Source organism: Antarcticimicrobium sp. (assembly GCF_029212575.1).
In the GTDB taxonomy this organism is placed as follows: domain Bacteria; phylum Pseudomonadota; class Alphaproteobacteria; order Rhodobacterales; family Rhodobacteraceae; genus Antarcticimicrobium.
On the sequence record NZ_JARGPK010000032.1, the window covers coordinates 21,111 to 46,044 of the forward strand.

31 protein-coding genes, 2 tRNA genes and 2 pseudogenes are annotated in these 24,934 nt (G+C 59.2%); 13 read left to right on the plus strand and 22 right to left on the minus strand.

The genetic code is table 11. The features are described 5' to 3' along the window. The first annotated feature begins 74 nt into the window (after positions 1-74). Complete coding sequence (locus P1U75_RS05690; RefSeq protein ID WP_300240798.1) at positions 75-1,223, plus strand: GAK system CofD-like protein; 1,149 nt, start codon at positions 75-77, stop codon at positions 1,221-1,223. A 19-nt stretch (positions 1,224-1,242) separates the two neighbouring features. Here the strand turns inward: P1U75_RS05690 and modC are convergent, their stop codons facing one another. The 5 genes from modC to P1U75_RS05715 form a co-directional block, all read right to left on the minus strand. Further along, entirely contained in the window at positions 1,243-2,331 is a 1,089-nt protein-coding gene (gene modC / locus P1U75_RS05695; protein WP_300240800.1) for a molybdenum ABC transporter ATP-binding protein, read from the minus strand. Next, on the minus strand, positions 2,328-3,026 hold the full coding sequence (modB, locus tag P1U75_RS05700) for a molybdate ABC transporter permease subunit (RefSeq protein ID WP_300240802.1): 699 nt from the start codon (positions 3,024-3,026) through the stop codon (positions 2,328-2,330). The genes modC and modB overlap by 4 nt, the downstream gene beginning before the upstream one ends. Next, the gene (modA, locus tag P1U75_RS05705; protein ID WP_300240804.1) at positions 3,023-3,805 is read right to left on the minus strand and encodes a molybdate ABC transporter substrate-binding protein; all 783 of its coding nucleotides are present in this window, start codon (positions 3,803-3,805) and stop codon (positions 3,023-3,025) included. The genes modB and modA overlap by 4 nt, the downstream gene beginning before the upstream one ends. Positions 3,806-3,882: 77 nt before the next feature. Further along, positions 3,883-4,254, minus strand: coding sequence for a LysR family transcriptional regulator (locus tag P1U75_RS05710; protein ID WP_300240808.1), 372 nt, complete (start codon positions 4,252-4,254; stop codon positions 3,883-3,885). A 22-nt stretch (positions 4,255-4,276) separates the two neighbouring features. Beyond that, positions 4,277-5,152, minus strand: a complete 876-nt coding sequence (locus P1U75_RS05715) for a hypothetical protein (protein ID WP_300240811.1) — start codon at positions 5,150-5,152, stop codon at positions 4,277-4,279. Between the two features lie 143 nt (positions 5,153-5,295). Here P1U75_RS05715 and P1U75_RS05720 point away from each other — a divergent pair. Both P1U75_RS05720 and P1U75_RS05725 read left to right on the plus strand, forming a co-directional pair. Next, positions 5,296-5,371, plus strand: a tRNA-Thr gene (locus tag P1U75_RS05720). Positions 5,372-5,569: 198 nt separating this feature from the next. Next, entirely contained in the window at positions 5,570-5,818 is a 249-nt protein-coding gene (locus tag P1U75_RS05725; protein ID WP_300240814.1) for a hypothetical protein, read from the plus strand. Positions 5,819-5,965: 147 nt separating this feature from the next. On the opposite strand, the gene P1U75_RS05730 is transcribed toward P1U75_RS05725, so the two are convergent. The 5 genes from P1U75_RS05730 to P1U75_RS05750 form a co-directional block, all read right to left on the minus strand. Continuing rightward, positions 5,966-6,466, minus strand: coding sequence for a hypothetical protein (locus P1U75_RS05730; protein WP_300240817.1), 501 nt, complete (start codon positions 6,464-6,466; stop codon positions 5,966-5,968). Between the two features lie 9 nt (positions 6,467-6,475). Then, complete coding sequence (locus P1U75_RS05735) at positions 6,476-7,768, minus strand: glycosyltransferase family 2 protein (protein ID WP_300240820.1); 1,293 nt, start codon at positions 7,766-7,768, stop codon at positions 6,476-6,478. Further along, positions 7,765-7,935 (minus strand): hypothetical protein, encoded by a 171-nt coding sequence (locus P1U75_RS05740; protein WP_300240822.1) that lies wholly within the window; start codon positions 7,933-7,935, stop codon positions 7,765-7,767. The genes P1U75_RS05735 and P1U75_RS05740 overlap by 4 nt, the downstream gene beginning before the upstream one ends. Positions 7,936-8,000: 65 nt before the next feature. Beyond that, positions 8,001-8,393, minus strand: a complete 393-nt coding sequence (locus P1U75_RS05745; protein ID WP_300240824.1) for a GIY-YIG nuclease family protein — start codon at positions 8,391-8,393, stop codon at positions 8,001-8,003. Then, entirely contained in the window at positions 8,390-8,920 is a 531-nt protein-coding gene (locus P1U75_RS05750; RefSeq protein WP_300240826.1) for a hypothetical protein, read from the minus strand. Before P1U75_RS05750 ends, P1U75_RS05745 begins: the two co-directional genes overlap by 4 nt. Before the next feature lie 208 nt (positions 8,921-9,128). Here P1U75_RS05750 and P1U75_RS05755 point away from each other — a divergent pair, with 208 nt between their 5' ends. From P1U75_RS05755 to P1U75_RS05765, 3 genes are all read left to right on the plus strand, one after another. Beyond that, complete coding sequence (locus P1U75_RS05755; RefSeq protein WP_300240829.1) at positions 9,129-11,681, plus strand: N-6 DNA methylase; 2,553 nt, start codon at positions 9,129-9,131, stop codon at positions 11,679-11,681. Positions 11,682-11,779: 98 nt separating this feature from the next. Continuing rightward, complete coding sequence (locus P1U75_RS05760) at positions 11,780-11,959, plus strand: helix-turn-helix domain-containing protein (RefSeq protein ID WP_300240831.1); 180 nt, start codon at positions 11,780-11,782, stop codon at positions 11,957-11,959. Then, complete coding sequence (locus P1U75_RS05765) at positions 11,956-13,068, plus strand: hypothetical protein (protein ID WP_300240834.1); 1,113 nt, start codon at positions 11,956-11,958, stop codon at positions 13,066-13,068. The genes P1U75_RS05760 and P1U75_RS05765 overlap by 4 nt, the downstream gene beginning before the upstream one ends. On the opposite strand, the gene P1U75_RS05770 is transcribed toward P1U75_RS05765, so the two are convergent. Further along, on the minus strand, positions 13,065-13,325 hold the full coding sequence (locus P1U75_RS05770; protein WP_300240836.1) for a hypothetical protein: 261 nt from the start codon (positions 13,323-13,325) through the stop codon (positions 13,065-13,067). The genes P1U75_RS05765 and P1U75_RS05770 overlap by 4 nt on opposite strands. After that, a complete protein-coding gene (locus tag P1U75_RS05775) occupies positions 13,322-13,555 on the minus strand; it encodes a hypothetical protein (RefSeq protein ID WP_300240838.1) in 234 nt (77 codons plus the stop codon). Before P1U75_RS05775 ends, P1U75_RS05770 begins: the two co-directional genes overlap by 4 nt. Before the next feature lie 895 nt (positions 13,556-14,450). Here P1U75_RS05775 and P1U75_RS05780 point away from each other — a divergent pair. From P1U75_RS05780 to P1U75_RS05795, 4 genes are all read left to right on the plus strand, one after another. After that, entirely contained in the window at positions 14,451-14,846 is a 396-nt protein-coding gene (locus P1U75_RS05780; protein WP_300240840.1) for a hypothetical protein, read from the plus strand. Positions 14,847-14,849: 3 nt separating this feature from the next. Beyond that, the gene (locus P1U75_RS05785) at positions 14,850-15,083 is read left to right on the plus strand and encodes a hypothetical protein (protein ID WP_300240842.1); all 234 of its coding nucleotides are present in this window, start codon (positions 14,850-14,852) and stop codon (positions 15,081-15,083) included. 3 nt (positions 15,084-15,086) lie between these two features. Next, complete coding sequence (locus P1U75_RS05790) at positions 15,087-15,431, plus strand: hypothetical protein (protein ID WP_300240844.1); 345 nt, start codon at positions 15,087-15,089, stop codon at positions 15,429-15,431. A gap of 155 nt (positions 15,432-15,586) precedes the next feature. Further along, entirely contained in the window at positions 15,587-16,066 is a 480-nt protein-coding gene (locus tag P1U75_RS05795) for a hypothetical protein (RefSeq protein WP_300240846.1), read from the plus strand. Positions 16,067-16,237: 171 nt separating this feature from the next. Here P1U75_RS05795 and P1U75_RS05800 read toward each other — a convergent pair whose 3' ends face one another. After that, positions 16,238-16,582, minus strand: coding sequence for a hypothetical protein (locus tag P1U75_RS05800; RefSeq protein WP_300240848.1), 345 nt, complete (start codon positions 16,580-16,582; stop codon positions 16,238-16,240). A gap of 281 nt (positions 16,583-16,863) precedes the next feature. Here P1U75_RS05800 and P1U75_RS05805 point away from each other — a divergent pair, with 281 nt between their 5' ends. Both P1U75_RS05805 and P1U75_RS05810 read left to right on the plus strand, forming a co-directional pair. After that, a complete protein-coding gene (locus P1U75_RS05805; RefSeq protein ID WP_300240851.1) occupies positions 16,864-17,301 on the plus strand; it encodes a hypothetical protein in 438 nt (145 codons plus the stop codon). Continuing rightward, positions 17,298-18,194 carry a hypothetical protein gene (locus P1U75_RS05810; protein WP_300240853.1) on the plus strand — a complete coding sequence of 299 codons (897 nt, stop codon included), beginning with the start codon at positions 17,298-17,300 and terminating at the stop codon, positions 18,192-18,194. The genes P1U75_RS05805 and P1U75_RS05810 overlap by 4 nt, the downstream gene beginning before the upstream one ends. On the opposite strand, the gene P1U75_RS05815 is transcribed toward P1U75_RS05810, so the two are convergent. The 5 genes from P1U75_RS05815 to P1U75_RS05835 all read right to left on the minus strand — a co-directional run bounded on the left by P1U75_RS05815 (position 18,163) and on the right by P1U75_RS05835 (position 21,124). Next, positions 18,163-19,497 carry a tyrosine-type recombinase/integrase gene (locus P1U75_RS05815; protein WP_300240855.1) on the minus strand — a complete coding sequence of 445 codons (1,335 nt, stop codon included), beginning with the start codon at positions 19,495-19,497 and terminating at the stop codon, positions 18,163-18,165. The two genes, P1U75_RS05810 and P1U75_RS05815, sit on opposite strands and share 32 nt — an antisense overlap. A 378-nt stretch (positions 19,498-19,875) precedes the next feature. Beyond that, on the minus strand, positions 19,876-20,349 hold the full coding sequence (locus P1U75_RS05820) for a hypothetical protein (protein ID WP_300240857.1): 474 nt from the start codon (positions 20,347-20,349) through the stop codon (positions 19,876-19,878). A 5-nt stretch (positions 20,350-20,354) separates the two neighbouring features. Next, positions 20,355-20,648 carry a hypothetical protein gene (locus P1U75_RS05825; RefSeq protein ID WP_300240858.1) on the minus strand — a complete coding sequence of 98 codons (294 nt, stop codon included), beginning with the start codon at positions 20,646-20,648 and terminating at the stop codon, positions 20,355-20,357. 20 nt (positions 20,649-20,668) lie between these two features. Beyond that, the gene (locus tag P1U75_RS05830; protein WP_300240860.1) at positions 20,669-20,941 is read right to left on the minus strand and encodes a ParB/Srx family N-terminal domain-containing protein; all 273 of its coding nucleotides are present in this window, start codon (positions 20,939-20,941) and stop codon (positions 20,669-20,671) included. 105 nt (positions 20,942-21,046) lie between these two features. Further along, positions 21,047-21,124, minus strand: a tRNA-Met gene (locus P1U75_RS05835). 489 nt (positions 21,125-21,613) lie between these two features. Between P1U75_RS05835 and P1U75_RS05840 the strand changes: the two genes are divergently transcribed. Beyond that, the gene (locus tag P1U75_RS05840; protein WP_300240862.1) at positions 21,614-22,471 is read left to right on the plus strand and encodes a hypothetical protein; all 858 of its coding nucleotides are present in this window, start codon (positions 21,614-21,616) and stop codon (positions 22,469-22,471) included. A 143-nt stretch (positions 22,472-22,614) separates the two neighbouring features. Here P1U75_RS05840 and P1U75_RS05845 read toward each other — a convergent pair whose 3' ends face one another. The 4 genes and pseudogenes from P1U75_RS05845 to P1U75_RS05855 all read right to left on the minus strand — a co-directional run. Then, positions 22,615-23,037 (minus strand): DUF6362 family protein, encoded by a 423-nt coding sequence (locus tag P1U75_RS05845; protein WP_300240864.1) that lies wholly within the window; start codon positions 23,035-23,037, stop codon positions 22,615-22,617. Then, entirely contained in the window at positions 22,965-24,059 is a 1,095-nt protein-coding gene (locus P1U75_RS05850) for a hypothetical protein (protein WP_300240866.1), read from the minus strand. Before P1U75_RS05850 ends, P1U75_RS05845 begins: the two co-directional genes overlap by 73 nt. Positions 24,060-24,171: 112 nt before the next feature. Further along, positions 24,172-24,423 (minus strand): annotated as a pseudogene (locus tag P1U75_RS20600) (Arm DNA-binding domain-containing protein); the annotation flags it as partial. Between the two features lie 397 nt (positions 24,424-24,820). After that, positions 24,821-24,934 (minus strand): annotated as a pseudogene (locus P1U75_RS05855) (IS5/IS1182 family transposase); the annotation flags it as partial.

A 24,934-nucleotide genomic window follows, 5' to 3' on the forward strand; every position in this document is an offset into this window, starting at 1 on the left:
GCAAAGGCGGATTTGGCCCGTCACGGGGAGACCGACGGAAAATGATCTCAGTGAACGTCGAGCGGGAGGTCCGCTTGCCCGATGACCTCCGCGTCGCCCGGGCCGAGAGCGCGGCGCACCTCGGGCCTCGGATCCTGTTCTTCAGCGGCGGCAGTGCCCTGAACGGCATTTCGCGCCGGCTTAAACGCTACACGTTCAACTCCATGCACCTGATCACCCCCTTTGACAGCGGTGGCAGTTCGCAGATCCTGCGCCAGGCCTTCGACATGCCTGCGGTCGGGGATCTCCGGTCGCGGCTGATGGCCCTGGCGGACGAGACGGTTCTGGGCCAGCCGGACGTCTACGCGCTGTTCAGCCACCGGTTGCCGAAGGAGGGGCGGCAGCAGGACCTGAGGGCGGATGTGGCCCGGATGGTCCAGGGCAAGCACCCTTTGATGTCCGCCATAGCCAAGCCGATGCGCCAGTTGATCCAGACCCAGTTGGGCCGCTTCGTCGAACAGGTGCCCGGGGATTTCGACTACCGCAATGCCAGCATCGGCAACCTGATCCTGGCTGGCGGATACCTGGACAACGGCCGCGCCCTGGATCCGGTGCTGTTCCTGATGTCGAAAATGGTGGACGTCCGCGGCACCGTACGCGCCATCGCGGATGTGAACCTGCACCTGGGGGTCGAGCTGTCGGACGGGCAGAAGATCATTGGCCAGCGCCATATCAGCGGAAAAGAGGTGCCGCCGATCGACAGCCCGATCACCCGGTGTTTCCTCAGCGACGGCGCGGTCGAGCTGGCGGCGGATGAGGTGCCTCTGCCCAAACGGAACCGGAAGCTCATCGAACAGGCCGAGGTAATCTGCTATCCCCCCGGCAGCCTTTATTCCAGCGTCATCACCAACCTGCTGCCCTCGGGCGTGGGCCGGGCGGTTGCCAGGCGCCGCGTGCCCAAGGTCTACCTGCCCAGCCTGGGCCGCGACCCGGAGGCCCTGGGCCATGACCTCGCCGATCAGGTTTCCGCAATCCTCGCGCCGCTCCGGAAGGACGCGGGGCCGCAAACCACGCCGCGCGCGCTCATGACCCATGTCTTTTGCGATGAATCCTGGTCAGAGACACAATGCGCCAGGGTCACCAGCCGCCACGGCATTCCCTGCCATCGGCTGCCGTTAAGCCTGGCCGATGCGCCGCGATACGACGTCGATATGGTGTCTCGGCTGCTGGTTTCGCTCAACTGATCCCGATGCGGCCCTGTTCTCACCGGGCGGCAACATCGGTGCGGGCGATCGAGACCGTCTTGATCACCGCATAGACGCTTCGCCCCGGCGCCAGCCTCAGCGCCTCGGCCGAGCGTCGGGTGATCCGCGCCAGCAGCCGGTCGGTGCCGCATTGGATCTGCACAATCATCCCCGGCCCCTGACCCTCGCGCAGGGACAGCACCGCGCCGGGCAGCACGTTGAGCGCCGACAACCCCTCGGGTGCGCGGTCGGCGACGATCACGTCATGGGCCAGGATGCGCACGCGGGTACGGGCGCCTTCGGGCTGGTCCATCTGCGGCAGGAACAGCCGGCCGCCGGAGATTGCCAGTTCGGTCAGCCCGTCGGCGTGGTGGCGCGCGATCTCGGCCGGCAGCACCGCGCCGGCCTCGCGCAGGCCGAACTGACGGACCATGGCGGGGTCCGAAAGCACCTGTTCGGCTGGTCCTGCGCGCACGACGCGGCCCGCCTCCAGCACCACGACGGTGGTGGCCAGCCGGGCCACCTCGGCCACCGAATGGCTGACGTAGAGGATCGGCAGCCCGGTCTGATCGCGCAGCCGTTCGAGGTAGGGCAGGATCTCGTCCTTGCGGGCGGCGTCCAGCGCGGCGAGCGGTTCGTCCATCAGCAGCATCCGGGGCCGCGCCAGCAGCGCCCGGCCAAAGGCGACGCGCTGTTTCTCGCCCCCCGAGAGCGCGCCCGGACGCCGGTCGAGCATGGTGGACAGCCCGAGCAGATCGGCCACTTCGTCCAGCCCGGGGCCGGTGGCGCCCTGCGGCGCGAAGCGCTGGCCATAGGTCAGGTTCCGCCGCACCGAAAGATGAGGAAACAACCGCCCGTCCTGGAACACGTAACCCAGTCGGCGCCGATGCACCGGCAGGTTCACGCGTTTTTGTGCGTCGTAGAGCACTTCGCCCGCGAGCGCGATACACCCGGCCTGCGGGCGCAGCAGCCCGGCGACGGCATTGATCACCGTGGTCTTTCCCGCGCCCGACTGACCGAACAGCGCAGTGACCCCGCCGGGGGCCTCGAAAGCGACGTTCACCTCGAAGCCGGGCAGGGGGTGGGTAATCTCGACCTGCAGGCTCATCCGCCGGCCACCCGTTTCGCGGCCCGGCGCGCCAGCACCTCGGAAACCGTCAGGGCGGCCATCGCCACCGCGACCGAGACCGCGACAAGACGCAACGCCGCGCCGTCACCGCCGGGCACCTGCAGAAAGGTATAGATCGCCAGCGGCAGGGTCTGGGTCTGGCCGGGGATGTTGGAGACAAAGGTGATCGTCGCGCCAAACTCCCCCATCGCTTTGGCAAAGCCGAGGACCGCGCCGGCGATCACGCCGGGCAGGATCAGCGGCAGGGTGACAGTGAGAAATACCCATGCGCGCGAGGCGCCCAGCGTCGCGGCGGCCTGTTCCAGTTTCGGATCGACCGCCTCGATCGCCAGCCGGATCGCCCGCACCGTCAGCGGAAATGCCATCAGCGCGGCAGCCAGCGCCGCCCCGGTCCAGCGGAACGCCAGGACGAGGCCGAAAACCTCCTCCAGAACCCCGCCCAGCGGTCCGCGCCGCCCGAAGCCCAGCAGCAGCAGATAGCCGGTGACCACCGGCGGCAGGATCAGCGGCAGGTGGATCACCCCGTTCAACAGCTGCTTGCCGCGAAAATCCCACCGCGCCAGGGCGTAGGCGGCCAGAATGCTCAGCGGCAGGCTCAGCCCCACGGCCCAGAGAGAGACCCGGAGCGAGAGCGCCACCGCCTGCCATTCCTCGGGGCCGAGCCAACCCGTCATTCCGGCGCGCCCTCGGGCAGGCCGAAGCCATTGCGCAGGAAGATCGCGCGCGCGACGTCCCCCCGAAGATAGCGCAGCGCCGCACGCGCCGCAGGCCCGTCGCCCTCGGCCAGGATCGCGGCGGGATAGCGGATCGGCGGATGGCTGTCCTCGGGGAATAGGTCGAGCACCCGCACCTTCGGCTCGGCCATGGCATCAGTGGCATAGACGATGCCCAGCGGCGCCTCGCCCGAGGCCACCAGCCGCAGCGCGGCACGCACGTTGTCGGCCTGCGCCACGCTTGGCGCCACGCTGTCCCAAAGCTGCAAGGATTGCAGCGCCGCCTTGCCGTAGATGCCGGCCGGCACCGCCTCGACCAGCGCCATTGCCAGCCGCCCGTCGCCAAGTGTACCGGCCAGATCGGTGCCGGGCGCCAGCGCAAGCGACAGCCCCTCGGGCGCGCCCGGCCCGGCCACCAGCACGATCCGGTTGACCAGCAGGTCGGCGCGGGTGGCAGCGGCGAGCAGCCCCTCGCCCTCGAGCACGTCCATCCACGCCGCATTGGCCGAGACGAAGATCTGCGCCGGCGCCCCCTGCTGGATCTGGCGCGCCAGCCGGGAGCTGCCCGCATAGGAGATCCGCAGCGCGTCACCGGTCTCTTTTTCATAGCGTTCGGAAATCTGGTCCAGGGCGGTCTTCAGGCTGGCGGCGGCAAAGACCGTCACCGTATCGGCCCGCGCGGCCTGGGGCAGGGCGACCGACAACAAAAGCAAAAGCACAGCTTGCAAAAGACGCGGCATGAGGCGGGTTCCGATGCGATTTCGATATATCCTGGCGGAAATATCGCGCCCGCCCTTCCTGGCTACAAGCGATATTTTCATCCGGGCCTGTCGCGAAGCTGGGCCACAAGCGCGTCGAGTTCGGCGCGGCCGCCCCGGGCTGCGGCGCGTTCCAGCGCCCGGTAGTGCGCCAGCACGGAGTCCCCGGCCTCGGTCAGGCGGGCGCCGCCGCCCTTTGCCCCGCCGCGCGTGCTGTGCACCAGCGGCCTCCGGAACATCGCGTTGAGGTCTTCGATCAGGGTCCAGGCGCGCTTGTAGCTCATCCCCATCCGACGTCCCGCCGCCGAGATCGAGCCGGTCTCGCGCACCAGATCCAGCAGATCGGCCTTGCCCGGCCCCAGCCACCGCCCGTCTCCGAACACGACGCGCAGCCGGAGGTCCGGGCGGCCATCGGAAACGGGATCGGTCATGCGCGCTCTCCCGGCTGGGCGGTCAGGGCAGGATCATCCGGACGCCGGGAATGTCGGAGATCGCGTCGAGATCGGTATCGTAAAGCTCGGACATTTCTTCGACCAGCGCATCGTCCCAACCCGGCAGGTCAAGCTCTTCGACGATCTCGTCCTCGATGGCGTATTTGTCCAGAAATGCGGTGATCACCCGGCGCCGCTGTTCCTCGGTCAGGACCGGGTTCTGATGCAGGTAGGCGCGGAACCTCTGCATGCCTTCCTTGCTCATGATCTCGGTCAGAAGGTCGAAGCTGCCGGAGATCTTCTCGTCCATCGGCAGCCCGGCCAGCCGGCGCACCACCTCGCCCCAGATCAGCGGCAGATCCTCGTTGCACCAGGTGGTGATCTTTACCTCCGGCGCCACATCGCGGATGCGCCGGAACAGGTCCGACCAACGCAGGTCTTGCGGATCGATGACGCCCAGGGTCTCCGCGATCCGCTGTTCGGATGCCTTTTGCAGCGCGGCGGGCAGAAAGGTCGCCGGATCGCGGATCGCCATGTAAAGCTCGATCTGGTCGCCCTCGAACAGCTCGCACATCTTTTCCACCCGGTCCGGCGCGTCCGGGTAGAGCATGCCGTGGTCCAGTGCATAGCGCTGCGAGCCGAAGAAATGCGAGTTTGACAGCACCATCCGGTCGGCGATCTCCTCATCGAGGATCGCATCGACGAGCACGTCCCGCGCACCCGGCGCCGCCGGTCCGGCCTCCAGCGCCTGGAACGCCTCCTTGAGCAGCGGGCGGTACTTGCCCGGCCCGGGCACCGCGATCCCGCGCTGCGAGAGGTCTTCCTTGTTGCGAAGCAGGCACTTCAGCAGGCGGTCGTCATCCGTGCAGTGCGCCCCGGCATGGAAAATGATATTCATCCCTGGCACGTGTCCCGACACTCCTGGTACATGGCATCCGGGTTACCGCCTCGCCCCGGCCCAGTCAAATCCCTTCGCCAAACAGGTGCACGCGCGATTGCCGCTTGATGCGCTTTCCGAATGCCGGTAATCGAAGGCGATCGGCCCCTATAGCTCAGCTGGTAGAGCAACTGATTTGTAATCAGTAGGTCCGCGGTTCGAGTCCGTGTGGGGGCACCATTATTTCAATTGGTTAGTGGTTCGAGGGTAGCACTTTGCGGTGATTTTGATCGCTATTTGATTGCTTGCGAAAAGCACTGTTTTGGTATGCGTTCACGCATCGACCCATCATCTTCAATAACCCCCGCTGAAATTTTCTTGCTCGATATGCGCAAGGGGCGTTACTTTTGATAAAGTCACGCTAAGGGGTTGCCCGCTATGTCAAAACCACCATCTGCCTCCGCCGAATACCGTCGGCAAAAGAAGGTAAAGAAGGAACTTCAAGAGTTGCTCGTTGCCGAAGGTCACGGATCGCTGTTCCCAGCCGTGAGCAAACAAGGAAGCCCGACGAAGAGACAGAGCCTCAAGCGGACGAAGCTCATTCAGGACGCGATAAAGTACGATTTTTGGGTTCCTCAAGCTTACATCGACGAGGTGGCAGCGCTCGATGACGAAGACGAGATTTAATCCTGTGTCTCGTCGATCTGATCGACGTCGCTGCTGCCATTGCCCGACGAGTTCAACGAGACGCGGGCAAGCACCCCAGAAAAATAGCGCGCTGACGGTCGTCTTGATATTTTGGGCATCGTTGCGCCTGTCACGCAACACCGCGCGTTAGACGCGCGCTGAGACGTCACTGTTCGATGCGACTTGTTGAAGGTTCGCCGTTACGTCCACGACACCATCGGCGTTCCAAATATCATCGCGCAGTATAAAGCGGTGACTGTTGGTGTGCTTGGTGAATTTGGAGCGATCCCGCACGATCTCAGATGGGATTAACGCCGCACGCGAGACGACAAAGGCAGCGTCGAACAGAACACCCGCTAGCACATCAAACCCGCTCATGTCTCGAATGGCGGAGAGTTGCCGCGATGTGTTGAGCTGGTGCAGCCGTCGTCCTTTGATCTGATACCGGATGCCTTCGGCGTCTGTAGCGTCGAACCCTTTCACGGAGTTTGCCGCTTGATCCCATCCGAATGCTTGGCAGAACAACCACTCGGCATAGTCGCCGGTTGGGTTGTTCGCGCTTCGCAGAATTTCGCGATCCCGCAATTCGTTCAGCACGGCGGTGTGGGTTTCTAGCAATTCTGCAACAGTGTATTTCTTCAAATTCATATCCCGACCTTAATTGTCACTAATCGCTTTGTCATTCCGTCGAGCAATTCCGTGCGACGTTTTCCGCCACATCGACGGCGCGACGATCAACTCGACCACTGCAATCGCCATCGCGACGACATGCAGGCAGCAGTAAGCGGGAAGTGCGAGCGCGTCGCGCATTGGGCAACCTGCGCGACGCCCGGCGACCATAAAGGTCACAATGGTCAGAGCGTATCCTGCAAGCAGCATCGCGGTCAGTGGGGTGTCTGGCTGCGTGATGATCATGGTGAGGCCTATGGGATGCGACGCGATGCACAGGAGTTGGACAGGCAGTTGCAGCGCGAAGGCCAGCCTTGCCCGCCACGGTAGATCGTCGCGCCAATGAACCATCGTCGTTTGGCAGAATCCTTTGAGCCATCGCGACCTCTGCTTGACCCAGCATGTGACCGTCAGTGGTGCTTCTTCACCTGTCGCGGACATGACGGTGTGGAATGTGTAATTGCGACTCAATCGCAAAGACAGGTCGGCGTCCTCGGTGACGTTGTGCGCGTCGAACGCGCCGACACCCATCAGGGCATCGCGGCGTAGATACTGCGACGTACCGCCCAGAAGGAACGGGAGGCCCAACCTGTCCAGAAGAGGCAGGACACCGCGAAACAGGACGGCATACTCAAGCGCCCAAAGTCGTGCGATCAACGGCCCGTCATGGTCGCAGGCAAGCACCGCCTGCACGACGGCACAGTCAGGGTCGCTCAACATGCGTGATATCGCACGGCGCGCTTGGTCGGGTGCAGGTCGATCCTCTGCGTCGAAGATCACGACCACATTGCCGCGAGTGTGCAGCAACCCATAATTCACAGCGCGCGGTTTCGTTCGAGGTTTCCCATCAGGCACGACGAGGACGCCAAACGGCCAGCAATCAAGCAAAGCGCGCGTTTCGTGGTCGTCTTCCTCGACGAGCAGCACAATTTCGGGCGACGGGTAGTCGAGTGCGCGCATCGCACGAGCAAGTTCTGGGATCACTGACGGCTCCCGATAGACGGGCAGCAGGATCGTCAACGTCGGCCAGCATTCGGGTTCGGGATCGTGATGATCCTGCCAACTGACCAAAGCACCGAGACGCAGAGCAAGCATTACCGCAAACAAGGGCACGAAAGCCCATGCCATAAGTTCCCAAAACAAAGGCAACGCCACGATGGCGAAGATTGACGACGCAAGCCACGGCTCCTTGATCGAACGGGCAGAGTGATATTCTGGAACGGAAGAAGCCGCCCAGTGGGCGGCTTCATGGTCGGTGTCGCGGAATGTCTCATGCTTCATTCGGCACCTATGTGCGCATCGACGACACGGATCAGGCTGCGTAGTTCATCGGACGCAAGTAGGGCAGAGAGTTCGAGGGCGCGAGGACCGTCGCAGATGACTTCTTCGACGACGGCGCGCATATTTCCATTGCGGAACATGTCCGTGAGATTTGCGGCTTTGGTCATAGGTTTCTCCTAGAATCAGAAGACCCGCCGAGTGGCGGGCCTTTCAGTGCGAGTGGGGGTTGGGTTCAGCCAGCGGCAACAAGCAGGAGCGTCAGCCATCCGACGCCTTCGACGAGGCCGCGGAACATGCGCCAGAGGCGGCGCACCATGGACGGGCGCGCAGGTTTGTCTCGACCCAGCGCCTTGACTGCTTTCGGCACAGACACGCGGAACCACTCGCGCTCGTCACTGACACGGTAGCGGGCGAGGACCGCATGAGCGTCCCGCTCTGCCGCCCGCACGTCGTCAACGGGCCATGCCTTGGCAACTGTGTAGGGCGCGGGCGATCCCGTATCGTGCAACTCGGCGGCTCGTGCCTCTGGTGTCCGCGTGGTCATTCCAACTTTGCACAAGTCAGGCATCAACGGGTTGGTCAGGATGTATAACCAACCCGGCTCGATCACAGTCAGCCCACTCATTTGCACGCAGCCACGAGAGCGGCAGCGCGGTTCGTATTTGCATCGTGCGACGGGACACGTTTCACGCCTGTGGGCAAGAGGAGGTGATACTTGCCTGCCTTGCGCTCGACGCCGAGACCGAGCGCACCCATGTCCGTGCGTAACGCCGACGACACGGTGTCTTTGTTCCACCCAAGCAGTTCAACCAGTTCTTCGATGGTCGCGCCCGTCGCAAGTGCTTCGGCCAATAGGTGCCGCTTCGATCCTGCCTTTGTCGCTTTGATGTCTTCCGCTTTGCCCGGTTCGATCATCACGCGGTCAGCAAGAACGCGCGGTTTGCGGGCCTTGGGTTCTGCTTTCGGTTCGAGCGGCGTCGGATCATCGGCGCGTGCATCGCGCAAGTCAGCGTCGAGCGCATCGGCAGCGGGCATCGCATCGAAAAGGGCAAAGAGATCGTCCTTTGGTGTTTTCTTGAGTTTCGAGGCAGACAGGGGCGTTGCGAGCAACGCGTTGATGGCAGGTTTGGTCATGTTGGTTAGGTCGGTCATTGTGTAACTCCGTTGATTTGTTCCCGAAATGTTCCGAGCACAACTAAGTTATCGGACCTGTCCCCGGTGCTGCTCAACCGGAAATATTCACGGTTTCTTGCAGCTCACTTAGCCTCCAAATTTTTCCTTACACCCCGTTGTAGAAAAAACTTGCCACTTGTGTACTGGCGAAGTATTCACTTCTTACATCCCAGTGTAAGAGATTTTTATGACAACGAACCCACAGCTATTCTGCCCGATCCGAGGGGCGCTAAAGGCAAAGCTCAAGGCGAAAGACGGCCTAACCTTTACTGAAGAAAAACGCCGCATCGACTGCATCAACCTGCTTTTGGGCAAAGGGTATCCTAAAGATCGCATTGAGGCAGAAACCCGCATCATCCGTTTTGGGCACAAAGGTAAGAACTCCCTTCGCGCCGACGTTGTGGTTTACGACCGACCGGCAGCCGCCGTAAAAGCACTCGCCGATGACAAACGGAGAGCTGCAATGAAGATCATTGGTGAAATAAAACGGGACTCGGCGGACTCTGAATCTGCCAAAAACGATCAATTGAAACCGGCGCTTGACCTCGCTCCATCCATTGATGCCTTGGGCATATATTGGGACGATGTAGAGCAAACCATTTTCTACAAAGAGGTGAAAGAGGGCGCGATTGAAACAAAAGAAGCGTCTATCGCGATGCTTCCGAATTTCGGATCGCCGCTTGCTGCAAAGGACATTTTTTGCGCAGACCTCAAGCCCGCAACTGACCTCGTGCGTCGGTTCGCCCGCCTTGATGATATTCTTCATCAGGCAGGCCACCCGAAAGACGACCGCTACTCAATACTGTTTCAGATTCTCCTGACGAAGATCTTCGACGAGCAGAACGCACGACCTAAAAACGGACGCATGATTATTCAGGACTTTTCGATCCGAAGCATCTCAGATTCGGATGTCCACAGCATATTCGAGAAGGGACTAGAAACCGCGCTGACTGTCTATGGAACGCACCTGCCGAAGAAGCCGTCGAAGAAAATCGGCAGTTCGGGCGCGACGCTACGACAAGTTTCGCAAATCATCTGCCCCATTGATATTCTAGGGTCTTCACCGCAGGTGATCCAAGATTTCTTCATGTACTTCGGCAGGTTTCTCTACAAAGTGGACCTTGGACAGTATTTCACCCCGTATGAAGTTATTGATTTAGTCGTCCGCATGGTGAACCCGAAGTTTGGAGATGTGGTGCGCGACCCTGCTTGCGGAACTGCCGACTTCTTAGTTGGTGCGATGCGCGTTGCGGACGAGCGCCACGGAGCCAACATCTCGCCGCAATTGCACGGCGTTGATACGGCAGACATGGCGGTCAACCTCTCAGTCTTCAACATGATTCTGAACGGCGACGGTTCTTCCAGCATCGTCAAGGGGGACAGTTTGAAGGAAATGCTGCAACATGAGGATAAGTACACCGTCGCGCTGTGTAACCCTCCTTTTGGCACCCGCATTGTTGAAAAGCGTAAAGACGTCCTCGCCCCCTTTGAACTTGGTACTGAGGAAAAGGATGGCAAACGGGTTCCTCTCAAGTCGCAGGAAACGGGCCTGCTGTTCGTCGAGGTGTGCATGCGCTCGGTTAGACCCGGCGGTCGTGTCGGAATTATTCTACCCAATGGCTACCTCGGCAACCGGGGGAAACGCTACGCTGATTTCCGGCAATGGCTTCTCCGTCATGCAAAGGTCGCTGCAATTGTTGGTTTCCCCCGGTTCACATTTAAAAAGTCGGGGGCGGATGTATCGGCATCCGTTTTGATTCTTGAGCGTCGTGCCGAACCACTAGAAGACCTTTCGAATGTGCCCGATCAGCCAGTACACTTTAACTTAGTTGAGAAAGTCGGGTGGGACCTACAAAGTAATCGGTCAGGTCGTCGATACATGCGTGACCCGAAAGATGGCTCAATCGTGCTCGACGCCACAACCAACGAACCAATTCTGGACGCTGATTTTTCTCGGGTGCTTTCCGAATTATATTCATCAACCGTTGTGGACGCTTTTGATTGGCTCTCGGAAGGTGTGCCGGGTGCCTCGTCTGGCGCTGGCTGGGTCGTGCAGATGTCTGACATCTTAGCAAACGACCTCTGTCTTGACCCTAAGCGTTGGTCACAAAAGCACGCTGATCTGGTCACTGCTATCGGTAGTGTTGATCACTTCAAGGTGGGTGATGTCGTTCGACCTGTGATCCGCAAATTGAAAAAAGACCCAAGTGACACCTATCGCTACGTGGAGATTGAGAAGATCTACGAAAACTTTGGGTCCTATATCGCTAACGAACACTTCGGTTGGGCTATGCCTGATCGGGGCAAACTTGTCGCGGCCCCCGGTGACCTTTTTATCGCCAACATCTGGTCGAGCGCAGGTAAGTGGATGATCGCTGGTGATGAAGCGGCAGACGGGCATTTGATCGTTACCACTGGCTGCACGCATTTTGAGGTGATCCCAGGGCAGGAAGCGCTTTTGCCTGATTTGATATTTGGCCTATCCTCTGAGGCATTCAGGGTGCAAATGCGGGCACGTTCAACGGGGTCGGATGGTCTCTCGTCGGTTGCGACGGAAGACATCAGCTCAATCATACTGCCAAAGATCAAAACGCAGGCTGTCCGCGATCAATTCGAGGATCGTCTTGCCGAAATTAAGTCAGGCGATTTGGTGCTACCCGGTGTAGCGAGAGAGGAACTGAGGAAACAGGTTCCGAAAGCAAATATTCCGCCTCGGTCGTCTCACGTTGTGCAAGTTTAGCATCTTGAAAAGATCAGGCTCCACCTTGTTCCTTCGCTGACAGGCCCGGTCGTCGTCGAATAACGTCGTATCGAAGACGAATGCGAAAGGAATAGACGATGCCCGAATGGCCGGAATGGATGAGTCCTGAGGTTGCTGCGCGCTACCTCGATACATCGGCAAGCACGCTTGCTGACTGGCGGTGCAAAGGAAAGGGGCCTACGTTTAAACGCGTCGGGCAGCGGATGGTGCGCTATCGCAAGGACGAACTCGACGCGTTTATGGAGGCGCAGGTGTGAGTGAAAAGTCAGAATTCGAAGAGGGCGAAAACCTGCGTCAATTCCTTGTTCAAGTGAAACGGGTCGTAGATTGGTTGCACGAGAATGGCGAGCAATACGGTTTGACCGAAAGGGTCAACGATGGGACCGTTTCGCGGGCGCTGCGCGGTGAGAAATTTGATCATCACTTAACGGAGGCGCTCGACGCCCTGCACACGCAGGCGATGCGCGACCCTTGGCAATGGTGTGAGCCACCAGAGAAGGTCGAAGACCTGACAGGGTTGCCTTGGTGGCACGAAACGCTCAAGCCGGACGTGCCTTTGAACACTTGGAACCTCATGCGCAAGCGACCCCTTTCTGAGGAACGTCGGGAGATGGTGCAGGCGCTACTTGACGACTATCGCGCCCGGCTCAAGGTGGTGTGTGATCGCCATGCGGCGGATGCTCGGCTCAAGCTGGCTTGGGAAGCGGACATTGTTCATCCGGGGTATGACGAATGGGTTGAGGTCGATGGTTTTCCCCTGAACTTCACTAGAAACCCTTGGGTGCTGCTCGACGTCGATGCGGGCCGCTGGGTTGATGGGCGTATGATCAGCGAGAAACCCGTAGAAAGGATCAAGCGACGCCGCGCGCCTGAGGGGATGCACACAGTCCTGCGCGACCTTGCTGTGACCAAAAAGACGTCTGACGAACTGGTCGAGTGTGCTGCCCGCGCCTGCGCGTTGCAGGATGTTGAAACGCTTTTGCCCGATGTGAAGAAGTGCGCGTTGACCTACGGAGTTGAGCCGGACGCTGAGGATTATGAGGCGGCGCAGGCAATAGTCGATCAGGCGCTACTGTCCGGTTTCGTGGATGCTATGGCGGGTCGGTTTCAGGGCGACACTTGGGACGTGCGAGTGCATTCTCGATACCATCCGCCCAAGGCCTATCCAGAGGCGGAACCGAGTGTGGTCCGTCACACATGGAATGGGCAGGACTATGAGACCAAAGTTGTTGAGCGGTGGGAGCCTTCTAAAACCCTGAATGAAGAGGAAAGACGCCTCCAACAACAGCAAGAAAAAATCGAGGACGAAGGTCGCAGAATTGCCGAAGCAAAAGACGCGATAATGGCCAAGTACCGTCAGAATTAAATCCCGGCGAGATTGAAAATCAGGCGATGCGGGAAATGCTCCTGCCTCGCCTTAAAGACCGTCTCAAAGAAATCAGAGAATTGCTTTTTGGTCATGCGAAGGCCCGCGTCGCAACAGGCGCGTGTTGTGAGTTGCAGGACTTCTGCGGCGGTGTTGTCCTCAGTCAGTGACGCAACAACCTCCCGGCGAATGCGCGGGAGGTTTTCAATTTGCGCTCTGAGTGCGCTTCGCGCTTCTTGCTCGATGATTGGGGTCATGCGTGGTCCCAGTAGTTCTGACCGGGGAACAAAGCGCTCATGTAAACCTTACGGCGTTGGTCGTCCACGCGGGCACGAAACCAAGCGTTCGCACGACCACGATCTTCAAGAGCGCCGATGCGATACAGGCATCCGACAGCCCACTCAGCAAAGGACGGCTCGTCGGGTGAACCAGTGAGAAACGCTTTGCGAGGCAGGGCGTTGTCGGGCAATGAGGCGGTTTGGGTCATGTCGGGACACTCCGTTGGTTAAGTGATGCGTCGATCATATTGCCCGACACCCGGCGTCCGCGACCGGTATTCAAGGTGGAATCTATAACTTGGTTATGGGCGGTATGCTCACCCTGCACCCTGCATCGGTTTTCGTGCGCGCTTGCGTGCGTGCGCATGCGCAGAATAATCATCACATGGCGACCGCCCTGCGTCTGTTGTCGTGCGCACTGGCGCGTGCGCGCGTTCGCAGAATAATCATCACGGGTGGTTCGGTGATCTTGATGATTATTCTGTGGGCGGAGAATGAGCGATACCCTTGCAGGGTGCAGGGTGTGCAGGGAGCCTTGTAAACAAGTGGTTTGACCAAAAGTGACGTGCAGGGTGCCCGCTGTATGATCAAGGCAAATCGTTTTGAACGGTTCGCGCGCGTGCGCTTGTGTATACTACGCGCGCGAGAATGATCACTCCCTCTGGAGTCATTCGCCTCGCGTGCGAGCGAACACTTAAGAACGCCTTTGCCCCCGGCACACACGGTTCTCTGCGCAGAGGGTCGATGTTACCTTATAACGCCTATTGGTAATCCTGGCAGAGCGCGTCAGCGAAGGCCGTTCGAATTGCTGCCCTACCATGACGCCTAAAAACGCGAGACGCCGCCTTGTGCCTAAGCAGTGCCGCGCGCTGCTGCGGTAGCAGGCCCGTCCCGAGTGTTGGCCGTCGTCGATCCCGGCGAAACACGAGGGGGTAGCAATCAAGAACCGGTCAAAATGGTAATCCCGCACATACAACCACTTGAGCAAAAACATGTCTTGGGGTGATGGCACATCACTTCGCAGGCTCCACCTCGTTCTTTGGTGTAAGTAGAACCCATTCAGGTCGTATCATCCTCGTGACATAGCGCACGAAAGGACCGTCCATGCAAATCAGCGCATCACTAAGCGACACGACCGCGACCATCGCAGTCAAGCACATGAACACCAATACGTCCCTGACCATCACTGACGCATCGAACCTTGCCGCTGACCTTGCGATGTTCACTGACCCTGAGGCCCCCTCGGTCGACGACTCGTCCTTTACGATGACCGGAGCCGATCCCGCATATTATGGCATGAAGCATTGGTGGGTGGACGTTGAGAAACCCGAAACACCCCATCCGGGGTATTACCGAGATAGGTCGCGGCAAATTCTCACGCGTGGCTACCTGATCGACACAACCGACGATGGCGCGAGCATCACCGATCTCGCAACAAACGGCACAATGACGATCCCGCGCGATCAGATCGCCAGCATCATCGCGCAACTGAACGCTTGACCGATGAAGCGCACCGTCAAAACATTTCAGGACAGCCCAGTCTCTCATGTGATCGAAAGCGAGACCATCGACTACGACAGCCGTAGTTTTGCCTTCTCAACTTTTGGGCACGAAGACCCGAGCATCATCACCGTGACACTGGGACGTGAGAGCCGAACGCTTACCAGAGACGCGATGAAAGAGGGTTTCCAGTGTCTTCTGGACGCCATCGACGCAACACCAGCACAAGGCGAGTAGCACATGAAACACCCACACCCCTTTGCCGACTTCTGGCTCCCCAACACTCACGCATGGGAGGTCGATCCCGACCACGACGCAATGATCTACTCGTCCGGGGAGGACAGCTTGACGCCGTGGATCGCGGACGACGGCACCTTGCTCATGGTCTACGCATCGACCCGGAACGAACTCGTTGCCCTGCATAATGCGTCGGTAGGTGGTGCAGACACCTTGCGGGCCTGTGACCTTGCAGGATGGCCGTGGCGCATCCTTCTCGACGATCTCCCCGCTGCGCAATCATCAAACCGTTGGGCCTTCACGTTTCCCGGTCAAGAAGCCATCAAACTCGACCGGACAGCCGCATAACTGAGTTATTCTAAGGGGCATTTACCCATGATGATCAATCACCAAGACCCGCAATCCCGGTCGCATATAATACGCCTTCCTGCGATGATTGGCGCGTCCATTTTGGGCATCCTTCGTGCATCGTCAGCGGGCCTCCTTTCGGGGAGGCCCAACTGATGCCCATCACTGCGTATTCCTCTCGACACGGCAAGCCGCACAAGAACAAAAAGGAACTGGCCGAGCGTATCGACCGGAAACTCCGCACCTTGCATATGCACGCAGGTCTCGAAGAATTCGATCCCGTTGAAATGATGGCATTGATCGGTGCCGAGGCCTACGACGAAGGCGACAAGCACCTTGCTCTCGTCGCGTTCAAGGAGGTGTCGCAATACGTCAGGCCTAAGCTGGCCGCGACCACCATTGAACACAAAGCTGCACCTGAACCTCACAGCCGCACCCAAATCCTTGGGGCATTCTCGCGCATGGGCGTCAAAATCGACGCGAACGACGCCTCCGTGCTGGTGCAGGAAGTCATGGAACGCGAGGGCCTGACTTATGAGGAAGCAGCGGTATATGTCGAAGAACAAACCGGCGTTGAAGTGCTGCCAAACCTGATCGCCATCCCAGCGCTCGCGGGACCCGGAGACGACCAGTGACCACTCTGGACGTGATCGTCGTCGGGGGTATCATCTGGGTTGCCGCCGCGATCTTGTGCGACTGACCGGCAGAGCGCGTAAGCGAACCGACGTCTTGATACTCACGCCCACCCATACACCTGACGGGACCAAAGACCTTTCGCACAGGCGCTTTGCCAAGATCGGCATACTTCACTCGGGTTCAAATATCTTCGCCGCGATCAGGAAAATACTGCCAATGCCGAAAATCACAAACCTGACCCAACTGACCCATTCCAAACCATTGAACCCTTCGCCGGTTTGGTAAGCAGTCCAGAAGCGGTCGTATGATTCATTTCTTTGTGAAAATTCGATTGGATCACCAGAACGTAAGGCCTCCCAAAGGACGTATAATTGCTCTTTGATTCCATAAAACTGACCCTGAATGGCGTAGTTGTTTATGACATCCTCAAGGAAAACCTGCCATCCAGCCGAGCCTAAAATCAGTATTAAACCCCAAACCTCTAAACTCTTTCTTTTCTGCCTTAGCCAACCCATCTCAATTCCCCATATTCACTCTTGGCAACCTCTTAACATCAGACGGAATTCTCATGAACTGATTTTCTATCAGACAAAGGCGGCTGCGTTTGTTGGTGGTTAGTCGCGCGTGATCATCAGTTTGATGGCGCTTTGACCGACAACTTGAGGTCCAGCGCCCCAGCACCTTGTTTTCCGGGTTCAGCACAACCCGGCAAAGGGTCCATCGTCGCGTTGCCTGATGGCACAGGGGCGGCGTGATCCCGGACATAAGCGTCGCCCCATTCACGAAAGGACCCAGAATGTCAGAACCACTTTACATCAGCGCCGAGGAAGTCTCGGCCAACTCCCGCGCCTTCCAGGAAGCCGTCCGCAAAGCGGATGAATTGGGCGTGGACCTGAAACATGTCAAACCGGAAGATGCCGTTGTCGGCCATGACAAGCGCCGCGATCCCGCTGCCTATCGCGAGGCGAAGAAATGCGCCGAGGTTTTGGGTACTTCTGTTACCTTTGCTGACCCGGATGGCGACGCAAACACCGAACCAGCAGCAACCTCGAACGCAAACCACCTTGAAACCGAGGACACCCTATATATCCTGTCTGGGCAGGTCAGCCCACGCGACTACAAGCGCCTGACGACAAACGCCCGCAGCGCTCACAAGCGCGTGGTGCCTCTGCGTTCTTGGCTAGATGCGCCGGAACCAATCATCGACGCGCTCAAGGCTCACTCTGCCGCATGAACGCACCGGCCTCGATTGACGATCTCGACGAGCGGGGGATTTGGGACGATGAAAAATCGGTTTTGGGTTCCCATTCTACCCTGATCAATGCAGTCATCCTCAAATCAGTCACCGACCTTTTCACAGCAAATATTGACGAGTCAGATCGCGCCGATGCCTTTGCCTTCCTGACTGCAGAAAAAGGCACTTGGGCGGACAGCCGCGTTCGGTTGTGCTGGCTCGTCGATATTGACCCAGACCTAATGCGCGCCCGTATCCTCGGCATTCTGGAGGGCACTTACGATCTCGCAAACCTCACACGGCGCGGCGTCGGTAACCTCGACGTAGAACATGGACGAAAGTTTCTGGTCGAGGTTCGGAAACGTGAGGAGGCGTCGCGAGCATCCGCAAAAGCTCAGGCAGAACGGGCACGAGAACGACGTGAAGAGAGCGCAGCAATAAAGATGGAAATCGACCGGCAAGCAAAAGCAGAACTCGAAGAGGAACGCCGCATCTTCGAACAACGGTTGAAGACGGCAGAAACCGAGGCAGGGTTGCGCCCGCAGCACCGCCGGATGGTCGCCAAAGCGGAGTATGCTGAGAAGGGTGACCTACCACTTGGGCATGTCGTCCGCATCGACGAACCATGGGAACCCGGCACGTACTGCACGTTTTTGGGAACTTTGCTTCCAAGCAAATCGAACTCGATGGGGCGCGCGGTTGCTGCTGCTTGTTCGGAGCATGGGTTTATCCTCGAACACCACACCCGATACAATCTCGACTCGTTGCGGCAGGCGGCATCTTTGATGAAGGTCGATCTCCTGTATTTGGATGCTGATGGTAACCCGGTCAGTTATTCCTCAGATGCTGTAACTGTTCATCTCAGGTTGCGGCACCTTCCACTCGCCGCATAATCTCGTCCGCGACCTGCTGAACCGTTGAGCGCAGGTCAGGGGTGACAACGTAGTGTCCATCCGTCCCGCCGAGGCCCTTGCCAACCTGTGACAGGCGCTGCGTGTCGCTCACGCCCAGCTCAACCGCAACGGTCTGCCACTCCTTGCGGCATTGCTTTGGTGTCCAGCGATCAGCACCGCGTTTGATTGTAGGCAACGATTGCAGGCGCCCGCCTGTGGGGCCGGTGAAGACGTATTCGTGACGTCCAGACATTGATTGAAGCCGCTTCAACTGCGCGACTGACCACGACGACAACGCAACCTCTCGGTAGTCAGTGGTCTTGGTCATCCCGAACCACACCTTCCCAGCGTCAAGGTCCACGTTCTCCCAGCGCATCGTGAGAACTTCGCTCGGACGCATCCCAGTCAGCAGCGCGACCTTAAGCGCTGACTTTGGGATCACGGTCAGCTTGTCTACCTGCCGCCACCATGCCCGAATGTCCGAGATGCGCTCCACCGCGTTCTGCGCGCGCAGGCTCTGCCAACCCTTTGGCAAGCCGCGACCATCGCCTGCTATGTCGATCACCATAGGGTGCGATGTGACGGGCACTTCTTCTTTCGCGACCGCGTAGTTGAGCAGCACCTTGACCGCCATAAAGAACAATTGCGCTGTGCGTCGTCCGCGCGTGCGACTGAGGTTGCGCCATGTCTGCGAGCAAAGCTCTGGCGTGATGCTTGTGATCGGGCGGTTCCACCAACCGTCCGGCCATTCCATCGTCGAAGCGGGCGGGCCATCTTTTCCGTAAGATTCCGCACCGCCAAGGTATCGACGCTGCTCCGCGACATGTTTCTTGGCGCGGTTTGCTTTTTCAGGCCCCCGTTCCTCAATCATGCGTGCGAGGTGATGTTCTTCATACATTGCCCAAACGTGCCCGACAGTGACGTTGTCCGCGCCCTTCTTACGACGCCCTCGCAGTGCGAGGTCTGCTTTATCATCCGACATACGGATGCCACGCATGATGCGCGCATAGGCTGTGTCGCCTGCATCATCGAAATACTTTGACCTAGGATCGACGCCGCGCCTGATCTCTGGAAGAAGAATGTCTCGTGCGACAGCCCGCGCTTCGTTCGCCTTGGTCACGTCGGCGCGACCGATCTTAACGCGCATGAACCGCCCGTCGTTCTCGGCTGCTGCGTAGTAGGTTTTGCTGCGGCGTCCGACCGATAGGTTGAACCCAGCGAGTTCCGTGTCGTGATACCAGTCTGTGGAATCATGGAATGGTAGGCCCTCAACGAAGGCCTGTGTGATCTTGGTGTGGGGCATGTCGTAACTCCGAGTTTGATGGCTTCTTGACCGCTAAGTCACCATCGTTGTCGGTCGTTGTCGGGGGTCTACGCAACTGGTCTTGCAAGGTAGTAAATTGATTTTATTAGGTTTTATGGGCTAACCGCTTGTCTTTGCAGCGTTCTGGAAAACCCGCATTGAGTGATTTGTAATCAGTAGGTCCGCGGTTCGAGTCCGTGTGGGGGCACCATATAAATCAATGACTTAGGTGAAAATTTCTTACCCCAAGATGCGGTCGTGTCCGGTGTGTGTCCGAATTTCTCAACCAGTTCTGAGTAGTGCCAGACCGTAGGTTTGAGGCGGATTTCGCAGCCCGCGAATCACATCTTGGCAACGGCGATTCCGTAGGTTTCCGGGTTACCCGATCCGTTCGCCCGACGGCTTCTCAAGATGCAGACGGTACTCGTGTGAGCCGAGTTTCTCGAAGATCACGACGTCGCCTATCTCGGCCCCGCTGTCGGACAGGACGAGCTTGGCGAAGGACCGGGATCGGAAGAACTCCCGTGGTCCCTTGCCGTGTGGGTAACCGCGTCCGCCCTCGAGCCGAACCGAGTCCTCGACGACGACGCCCAGAACCGCGTCCAGGCTCCAGCCGTTGTGGCTGTTGAGGAAGGGCGCGCCGGAGCGCAGGCGTTCCAGCCGAATGGACTGCTCGTCCACGGCCAGCTCTTCATCCACGATCTTGATGTCCCATCCTTCGAAGCGGAGCCGCTGCACGGTCGCGCCGGTGGTCCAGCACACCTCCACGGTGCGCTCCTTCTCGTTGATGGTCGCCGGCACAACGGCGGCGGCCCGCCCGATGACGGGCAGGTCGAATGCATCCCTGCGCATGGGGGTTACTCCCTGTTGTTGGCGCCTGCACCGCCGGGATCGGCCTCGTCCTCGTTCGGCGGGTTGGCATGGGCAAGGCCGGTCTTCGTGACCTTGCGCGGGTCGGAATCGAGCACCAGCCCGAGCGCGTCGGCCAGATCGAGAATCTTCTTGTGCTCGTTGAGCACGTCCTCGGCGTTATAGCCCCGCTTGGCGATCTGCTCGGGCAGCGAGACGAAGCCGGCGCGGGTCTCCAGAAGGTCGGTCTGCGCGTCCTGCCAGGGGTTGACGCTCTCGAATTTCGGCGTCGACCATTCCACCGGCACGACCGGATCGGGGATCAGCCCGGCGGTCCAGGCACCAGCGCCCGCTGCTGCGCGGGCGTCAGGTGCGCCAGCCGGATCACCGGGACGGTTTCAAGCCCGAGCTGCTGCGCTGCGGCCAGGCGTCCGTGCCCGGCGATGATGATGCCATCACCGCCAATCAGGATCGGGTTGGTGAAGCCGAATTCCTCGATCGACGCCGCGATCTGCGCGATCTGCCATGCCGAGTGCGTCCGCGAATTACGGTCATAGGGCACAACCTCGGTCGTGGGCAGATGCTCGATCTTCAAAAGCGTCTCCTTGTTCGATGGCGGGCTACCCTCCCGCCAGGATGCCGGGGCGCCGGAGCTCCAGCGCCTTGTCATCGATCGGGGCGCGGCATCTTCCCCTTTCATTGGTTGCGCGGGCCGGATTCGAACCGACGACCTCCGGGGTATGAACCCAGCGAGCTACCAGACTGCTCCACCGCGACACAGAAAAGGCCGAGCGATGCCCGGCCCTGCGACGAAGGGTGCGCACCCCGCGAACCGGATGCGAACCCAGATTTTTCCTTTCAAACTAGCGACCTAACGCGCTACCGCCCCCCGCATACGTTTTCCGCCCTGGAAGGACCCGAAAGGGGCTTGACTGCGGGGGCGCCGGGGTCCGCCGAGGCGAAACCGAGCTGCGCGCAGGGCACCGCCAGCATACCCATAGGATGGCCCAGAACCGGCGGTTTTGTCGCGCGAGAAATTCCGCTTCGAGACAATAGCGTGACGCCGCTAAGACACTAGCCGGACGACCGGTCGGCGCAGGATTAGCGACGACGCGCGGCCAAGGGGCACCGAGTAGCCGAAGAATCGGGACCCGCGCAAAACCACTTGCATGCTGGCCAGGCGTCGAGTCTTCGAGCTTCCCTTGATTCGTGGGTCGAAATCAACGAACCTACATAGATAAATTATATTTTGGGGGATGACAGTTTCATGCGACTGTACCTTCTATTTACTCTCATTGTCTTGCTTGCTGGACAGTCGGTTTCAGCTGAGGAATGGCCCCAATATGAGGGCGTCTACATTCAGGAAAAACACGGGGAGCGAATACGCCTTAAGAGAACCAACTTCTACACTGGCTACTTGACTGGAATACGCCTCACCACAGTCACACTGATTGGGTTGGAGAAATACAGCGAGCTCCCGATTGTTTCTGACCGTATCCGTTCGGTCATAATTAACTCAAGAGACGAGAAATTCGAAGCTATCACCTTCTTGGGCGTGGCCGGAGATTATCTCGCCGCTCAGAATTTCCATCGACGCGAGCCTCCACGTCGATTTGGTGGAAACACCGCCGCCGATAGGTGGAAAGACGGATGGTTCAAAACGACCTGGGGATATTGGCGAGACGCGGCCTTCAAAACGCGCTTCATCTACGGATTTGTCACTGAGCATATCTTTGACAGCCGCCTCAAGGGTGACAGCTTTCCTTCAAAGGGCGGATCCCGTGATGTTGCGATTGAGGCATACGTCGTCGAGACAAACCAAGGATATTACGGGTTTCGCACTCGAAAAAGTACCGACAACGCTCTGTCCCGGATCGACATTTCCGACTCCCGCATCGTTGCGAGGCTCAAAGCTGACCCACGCGAAGAGGAAGAGAGCCACGTCGATCAGCCATATGTGCCAAACCCCTATACTGGATCAACCTGGGGGTTACCCACACGTTGCTATGATCCTGACCGGAAAATCGTGTTTTCTATCGGTACGATGACTGTGTGCGCGGGGAAGAGCTACAAGATCTCGGAAGGAGATTTCCAGGTCCTAAAGAGGGCCCTCAAACAGAACTGAGGGGACGTTCCAGCCGTTCGACCGCTGACCCTGACCTCCCGCTTCATCATGCATCTATGTGGTCTCGGTATTGGTCTTTGTGAATTTGTGTTTAATGAAAAGCCGATGATTGGACTGTTTTCGGCGCAATTCTTTCTGGGTATCTAAACACGAGGCGCCAGGCGCCTCTGGATAATTATGAGCGCGGCCGACCACCGGCGCCAAGCCTGCGAACGGCTAAGCCCGACGCGGCGGCAGATCGGACGCCAACGAAGGTTCTCTGCCCGCATCCAGACGATACGGCGATCATCTGCCGCGCGCTGCGGATCCTGCGGGTAATGGATCAGACGAAGCCAATCGATCGCCTCCTCCATCCGCTGGATTTCCTTCGCACTGGGCACCACGCGCACGCGCGCCTGTTCGAAACCATAGGCGGTGAAGCGCGAGCGCACCACGTCCGGCCAACTCGAGCCATAGCCCTTTGGTCCATCCTTGGCCGGCAGGCGGCGCAGCGTCAGCGCAGCCTCCTCCAGCCGGTCCTCGATTTCCGCCACCGTGAGGTGGAGCGCATCGGTCTGCTTCGCCATTTCCGCCTGCCCCTTTCGGTACTTGATGCCAGTGGGTGAAAGCGGGGAGCTGTTGTTGTCCAGTTGCCTTTCGCGTCGCAATGATGATGCGCGGCACCGGGAATAAGGTGTTCTTCAAGCGGAATGATGGCGCGCGGGTTGTGATAGACGTTAAGCCCTTCCACCCAGCTCTCATGGTACCCTTTGGCGTTCACGATCGCCTTAAAGAGCAGCGGGTTCGTCGCTTCGGGGTTGGGGTCGATGACAGTGCCGGTACGCGTCATCAAAACGTCGCCCGCGTCGAACCCGGCCAGAATCCCCATTCGATTGAATTTTGAGATCGTGCCCGCGGTGGTGGAGATAACCGCGCTGACGTGTTCCGCGTCCGGTATGTCAAAGAAGCCCGCGGGAACCACCTTGTCCCCCCAACGGTGCTCAATGATCTTAGTGGGCTTTGCTACGGCTCGTCCTTGTTCCTCGCACGCCAGATCAAAGGAGTAGCCATAGAGATATCGCTCGAGCGCGGATCGGGTATAGATCATGGAGCCGGGCGATGAGAAATCCGCGATCGCGAACACCAGCGGCACACCCGCGATCTGCTCCTTCTCCCAGTATTTTTTCCTCAGTTTGCTAAACAATGGACTGCCGAACTTGATCGGCATGTAGTCCCGCAGATACGCCTCCATCTGTTCCTCGGTCTCAACCGGCGGTGGCGGAACGATTTCAGCGCCTCGCCGGGTCGGTCCAACCGTCACCGCTTCAATGGCGACGGACCCGAACAGGCTAGTGCCGATGAAGTCGGGCACAGCATGCTTCGTGTTCAGGGAAAACCCGAGTTCGATGAGCGTCGCGAAAAGGTAAAGTTCCCAAATCCGCTGGTCGAAAGCGGTGGACTGGAACTGCTCCACGAAGTTTCCATCGAGATCCTCGTGCCACCGCATCATGGGTTCGATTATCGGTTTGGTGCAGCGACGACATCCGCCGCTTGCCAATTTTCGGAACGATGTGATGCGTGAGAGGCGAAAGCCACCTACCGCGCTCACCATCGCCCCTTAGCTTCGCTTTTCGCCCCTCAAATACTTGGAGGGTCCATTCCTGGAAGGTGGGATCCTCCTGGTCCAGATCGGCGGCGACTTGGGCGCGCTGCTTTTCGCGCTCGCTGATTGGATCTTGTCCCTCTGCCAGCACGGCCGCCCACTTGTCACGGGCCTTCCGAGCGTCCGCGAGAGAAACGTCCTCGAGCTTTCCGAGCCCCATATCCCGGCGGCGGCCGGCGATCGAGTATCTATAAACCCAGCGGCCCGACGCCGGCCGCTTGTGCAGGATCAGGCCGCCACCGTCCTGAAGAATGCCGGGCGCGGCATTCCTGATCGCAACTGCAGTGAGCTTGTTCTTTGCGCGTCCCATTTGAGCTCCCGTGTCGAGGCGCACGCAAACCCACAATTGAACCCACAATCGGGCCGGCGCTTCGGGGCTTTCCGGTGCGACGACATGCGACACAGTAGTCCCTAGAACACGAAAGATATCAAGATCATGCGCAACACTATGCAACACTATGCAACGCTATAGTACGCTTCGCGCAGTCAGTGTGGGGGCACCATCACACTCTAAAATACCGTGGATTTTCAGTGACTTGTTGGAGGTTTGGTGTTTTGTGACCACCCCTCTGTCCACCCTAATTGATGGGGTATTGCCCGGTGAGGCGATTGCTCACACTCCATTGAACGGCGTGATTTTTTCGCCGCGCTCGGGCTTTGTTGCGCAAATCGGTTGAGGGGCAAACTTCCCCTTGCCCCGGACAGGCTCATCCTGCCGGCTTTGTAATGGGTATGCCAGGAGCGGTGTAGCGGTCGAGCACCGCGATGCGGATCCGGAATTCCGCGACCTGGCGATCAAAGTCTCTGGCCCTCAGGGACTG

Bases quoted from the DNA above. Each gene is read 5' to 3' on its own strand.
- modC (WP_300240800.1), bottom strand. From the start codon at position 2,331: ATGAGCCTGCAGGTCGAGATTACCCACCCCCTGCCCGGCTTCGAGGTG.
- modB (WP_300240802.1), bottom strand. From the start codon at position 3,026: ATGACGGGTTGGCTCGGCCCCGAGGAATGGCAGGCGGTGGCGCTCTCG.
- modA (WP_300240804.1), bottom strand. From the start codon at position 3,805: ATGCCGCGTCTTTTGCAAGCTGTGCTTTTGCTTTTGTTGTCGGTCGCC.
- P1U75_RS05710 (WP_300240808.1), bottom strand. From the start codon at position 4,254: ATGACCGATCCCGTTTCCGATGGCCGCCCGGACCTCCGGCTGCGCGTC.
- P1U75_RS05715 (WP_300240811.1), bottom strand. From the start codon at position 5,152: ATGAATATCATTTTCCATGCCGGGGCGCACTGCACGGATGACGACCGC.
- P1U75_RS05725 (WP_300240814.1), top strand. From the start codon at position 5,570: ATGTCAAAACCACCATCTGCCTCCGCCGAATACCGTCGGCAAAAGAAG.
- P1U75_RS05730 (WP_300240817.1), bottom strand. From the start codon at position 6,466: ATGAATTTGAAGAAATACACTGTTGCAGAATTGCTAGAAACCCACACC.
- P1U75_RS05735 (WP_300240820.1), bottom strand. From the start codon at position 7,768: ATGAAGCATGAGACATTCCGCGACACCGACCATGAAGCCGCCCACTGG.
- P1U75_RS05740 (WP_300240822.1), bottom strand. From the start codon at position 7,935: ATGACCAAAGCCGCAAATCTCACGGACATGTTCCGCAATGGAAATATG.
- P1U75_RS05745 (WP_300240824.1), bottom strand. From the start codon at position 8,393: ATGAGTGGGCTGACTGTGATCGAGCCGGGTTGGTTATACATCCTGACC.
- P1U75_RS05750 (WP_300240826.1), bottom strand. From the start codon at position 8,920: ATGACCGACCTAACCAACATGACCAAACCTGCCATCAACGCGTTGCTC.
- P1U75_RS05755 (WP_300240829.1), top strand. From the start codon at position 9,129: ATGACAACGAACCCACAGCTATTCTGCCCGATCCGAGGGGCGCTAAAG.
- P1U75_RS05760 (WP_300240831.1), top strand. From the start codon at position 11,780: ATGCCCGAATGGCCGGAATGGATGAGTCCTGAGGTTGCTGCGCGCTAC.
- P1U75_RS05770 (WP_300240836.1), bottom strand. From the start codon at position 13,325: ATGACCCCAATCATCGAGCAAGAAGCGCGAAGCGCACTCAGAGCGCAA.
- P1U75_RS05775 (WP_300240838.1), bottom strand. From the start codon at position 13,555: ATGACCCAAACCGCCTCATTGCCCGACAACGCCCTGCCTCGCAAAGCG.
- P1U75_RS05780 (WP_300240840.1), top strand. From the start codon at position 14,451: ATGCAAATCAGCGCATCACTAAGCGACACGACCGCGACCATCGCAGTC.
- P1U75_RS05785 (WP_300240842.1), top strand. From the start codon at position 14,850: ATGAAGCGCACCGTCAAAACATTTCAGGACAGCCCAGTCTCTCATGTG.
- P1U75_RS05790 (WP_300240844.1), top strand. From the start codon at position 15,087: ATGAAACACCCACACCCCTTTGCCGACTTCTGGCTCCCCAACACTCAC.
- P1U75_RS05795 (WP_300240846.1), top strand. From the start codon at position 15,587: ATGCCCATCACTGCGTATTCCTCTCGACACGGCAAGCCGCACAAGAAC.
- P1U75_RS05800 (WP_300240848.1), bottom strand. From the start codon at position 16,582: ATGGGTTGGCTAAGGCAGAAAAGAAAGAGTTTAGAGGTTTGGGGTTTA.
- P1U75_RS05805 (WP_300240851.1), top strand. From the start codon at position 16,864: ATGTCAGAACCACTTTACATCAGCGCCGAGGAAGTCTCGGCCAACTCC.
- P1U75_RS05810 (WP_300240853.1), top strand. From the start codon at position 17,298: ATGAACGCACCGGCCTCGATTGACGATCTCGACGAGCGGGGGATTTGG.
- P1U75_RS05815 (WP_300240855.1), bottom strand. From the start codon at position 19,497: ATGCCCCACACCAAGATCACACAGGCCTTCGTTGAGGGCCTACCATTC.
- P1U75_RS05820 (WP_300240857.1), bottom strand. From the start codon at position 20,349: ATGCGCAGGGATGCATTCGACCTGCCCGTCATCGGGCGGGCCGCCGCC.
- P1U75_RS05840 (WP_300240862.1), top strand. From the start codon at position 21,614: ATGCGACTGTACCTTCTATTTACTCTCATTGTCTTGCTTGCTGGACAG.
- P1U75_RS05845 (WP_300240864.1), bottom strand. From the start codon at position 23,037: ATGGCGAAGCAGACCGATGCGCTCCACCTCACGGTGGCGGAAATCGAG.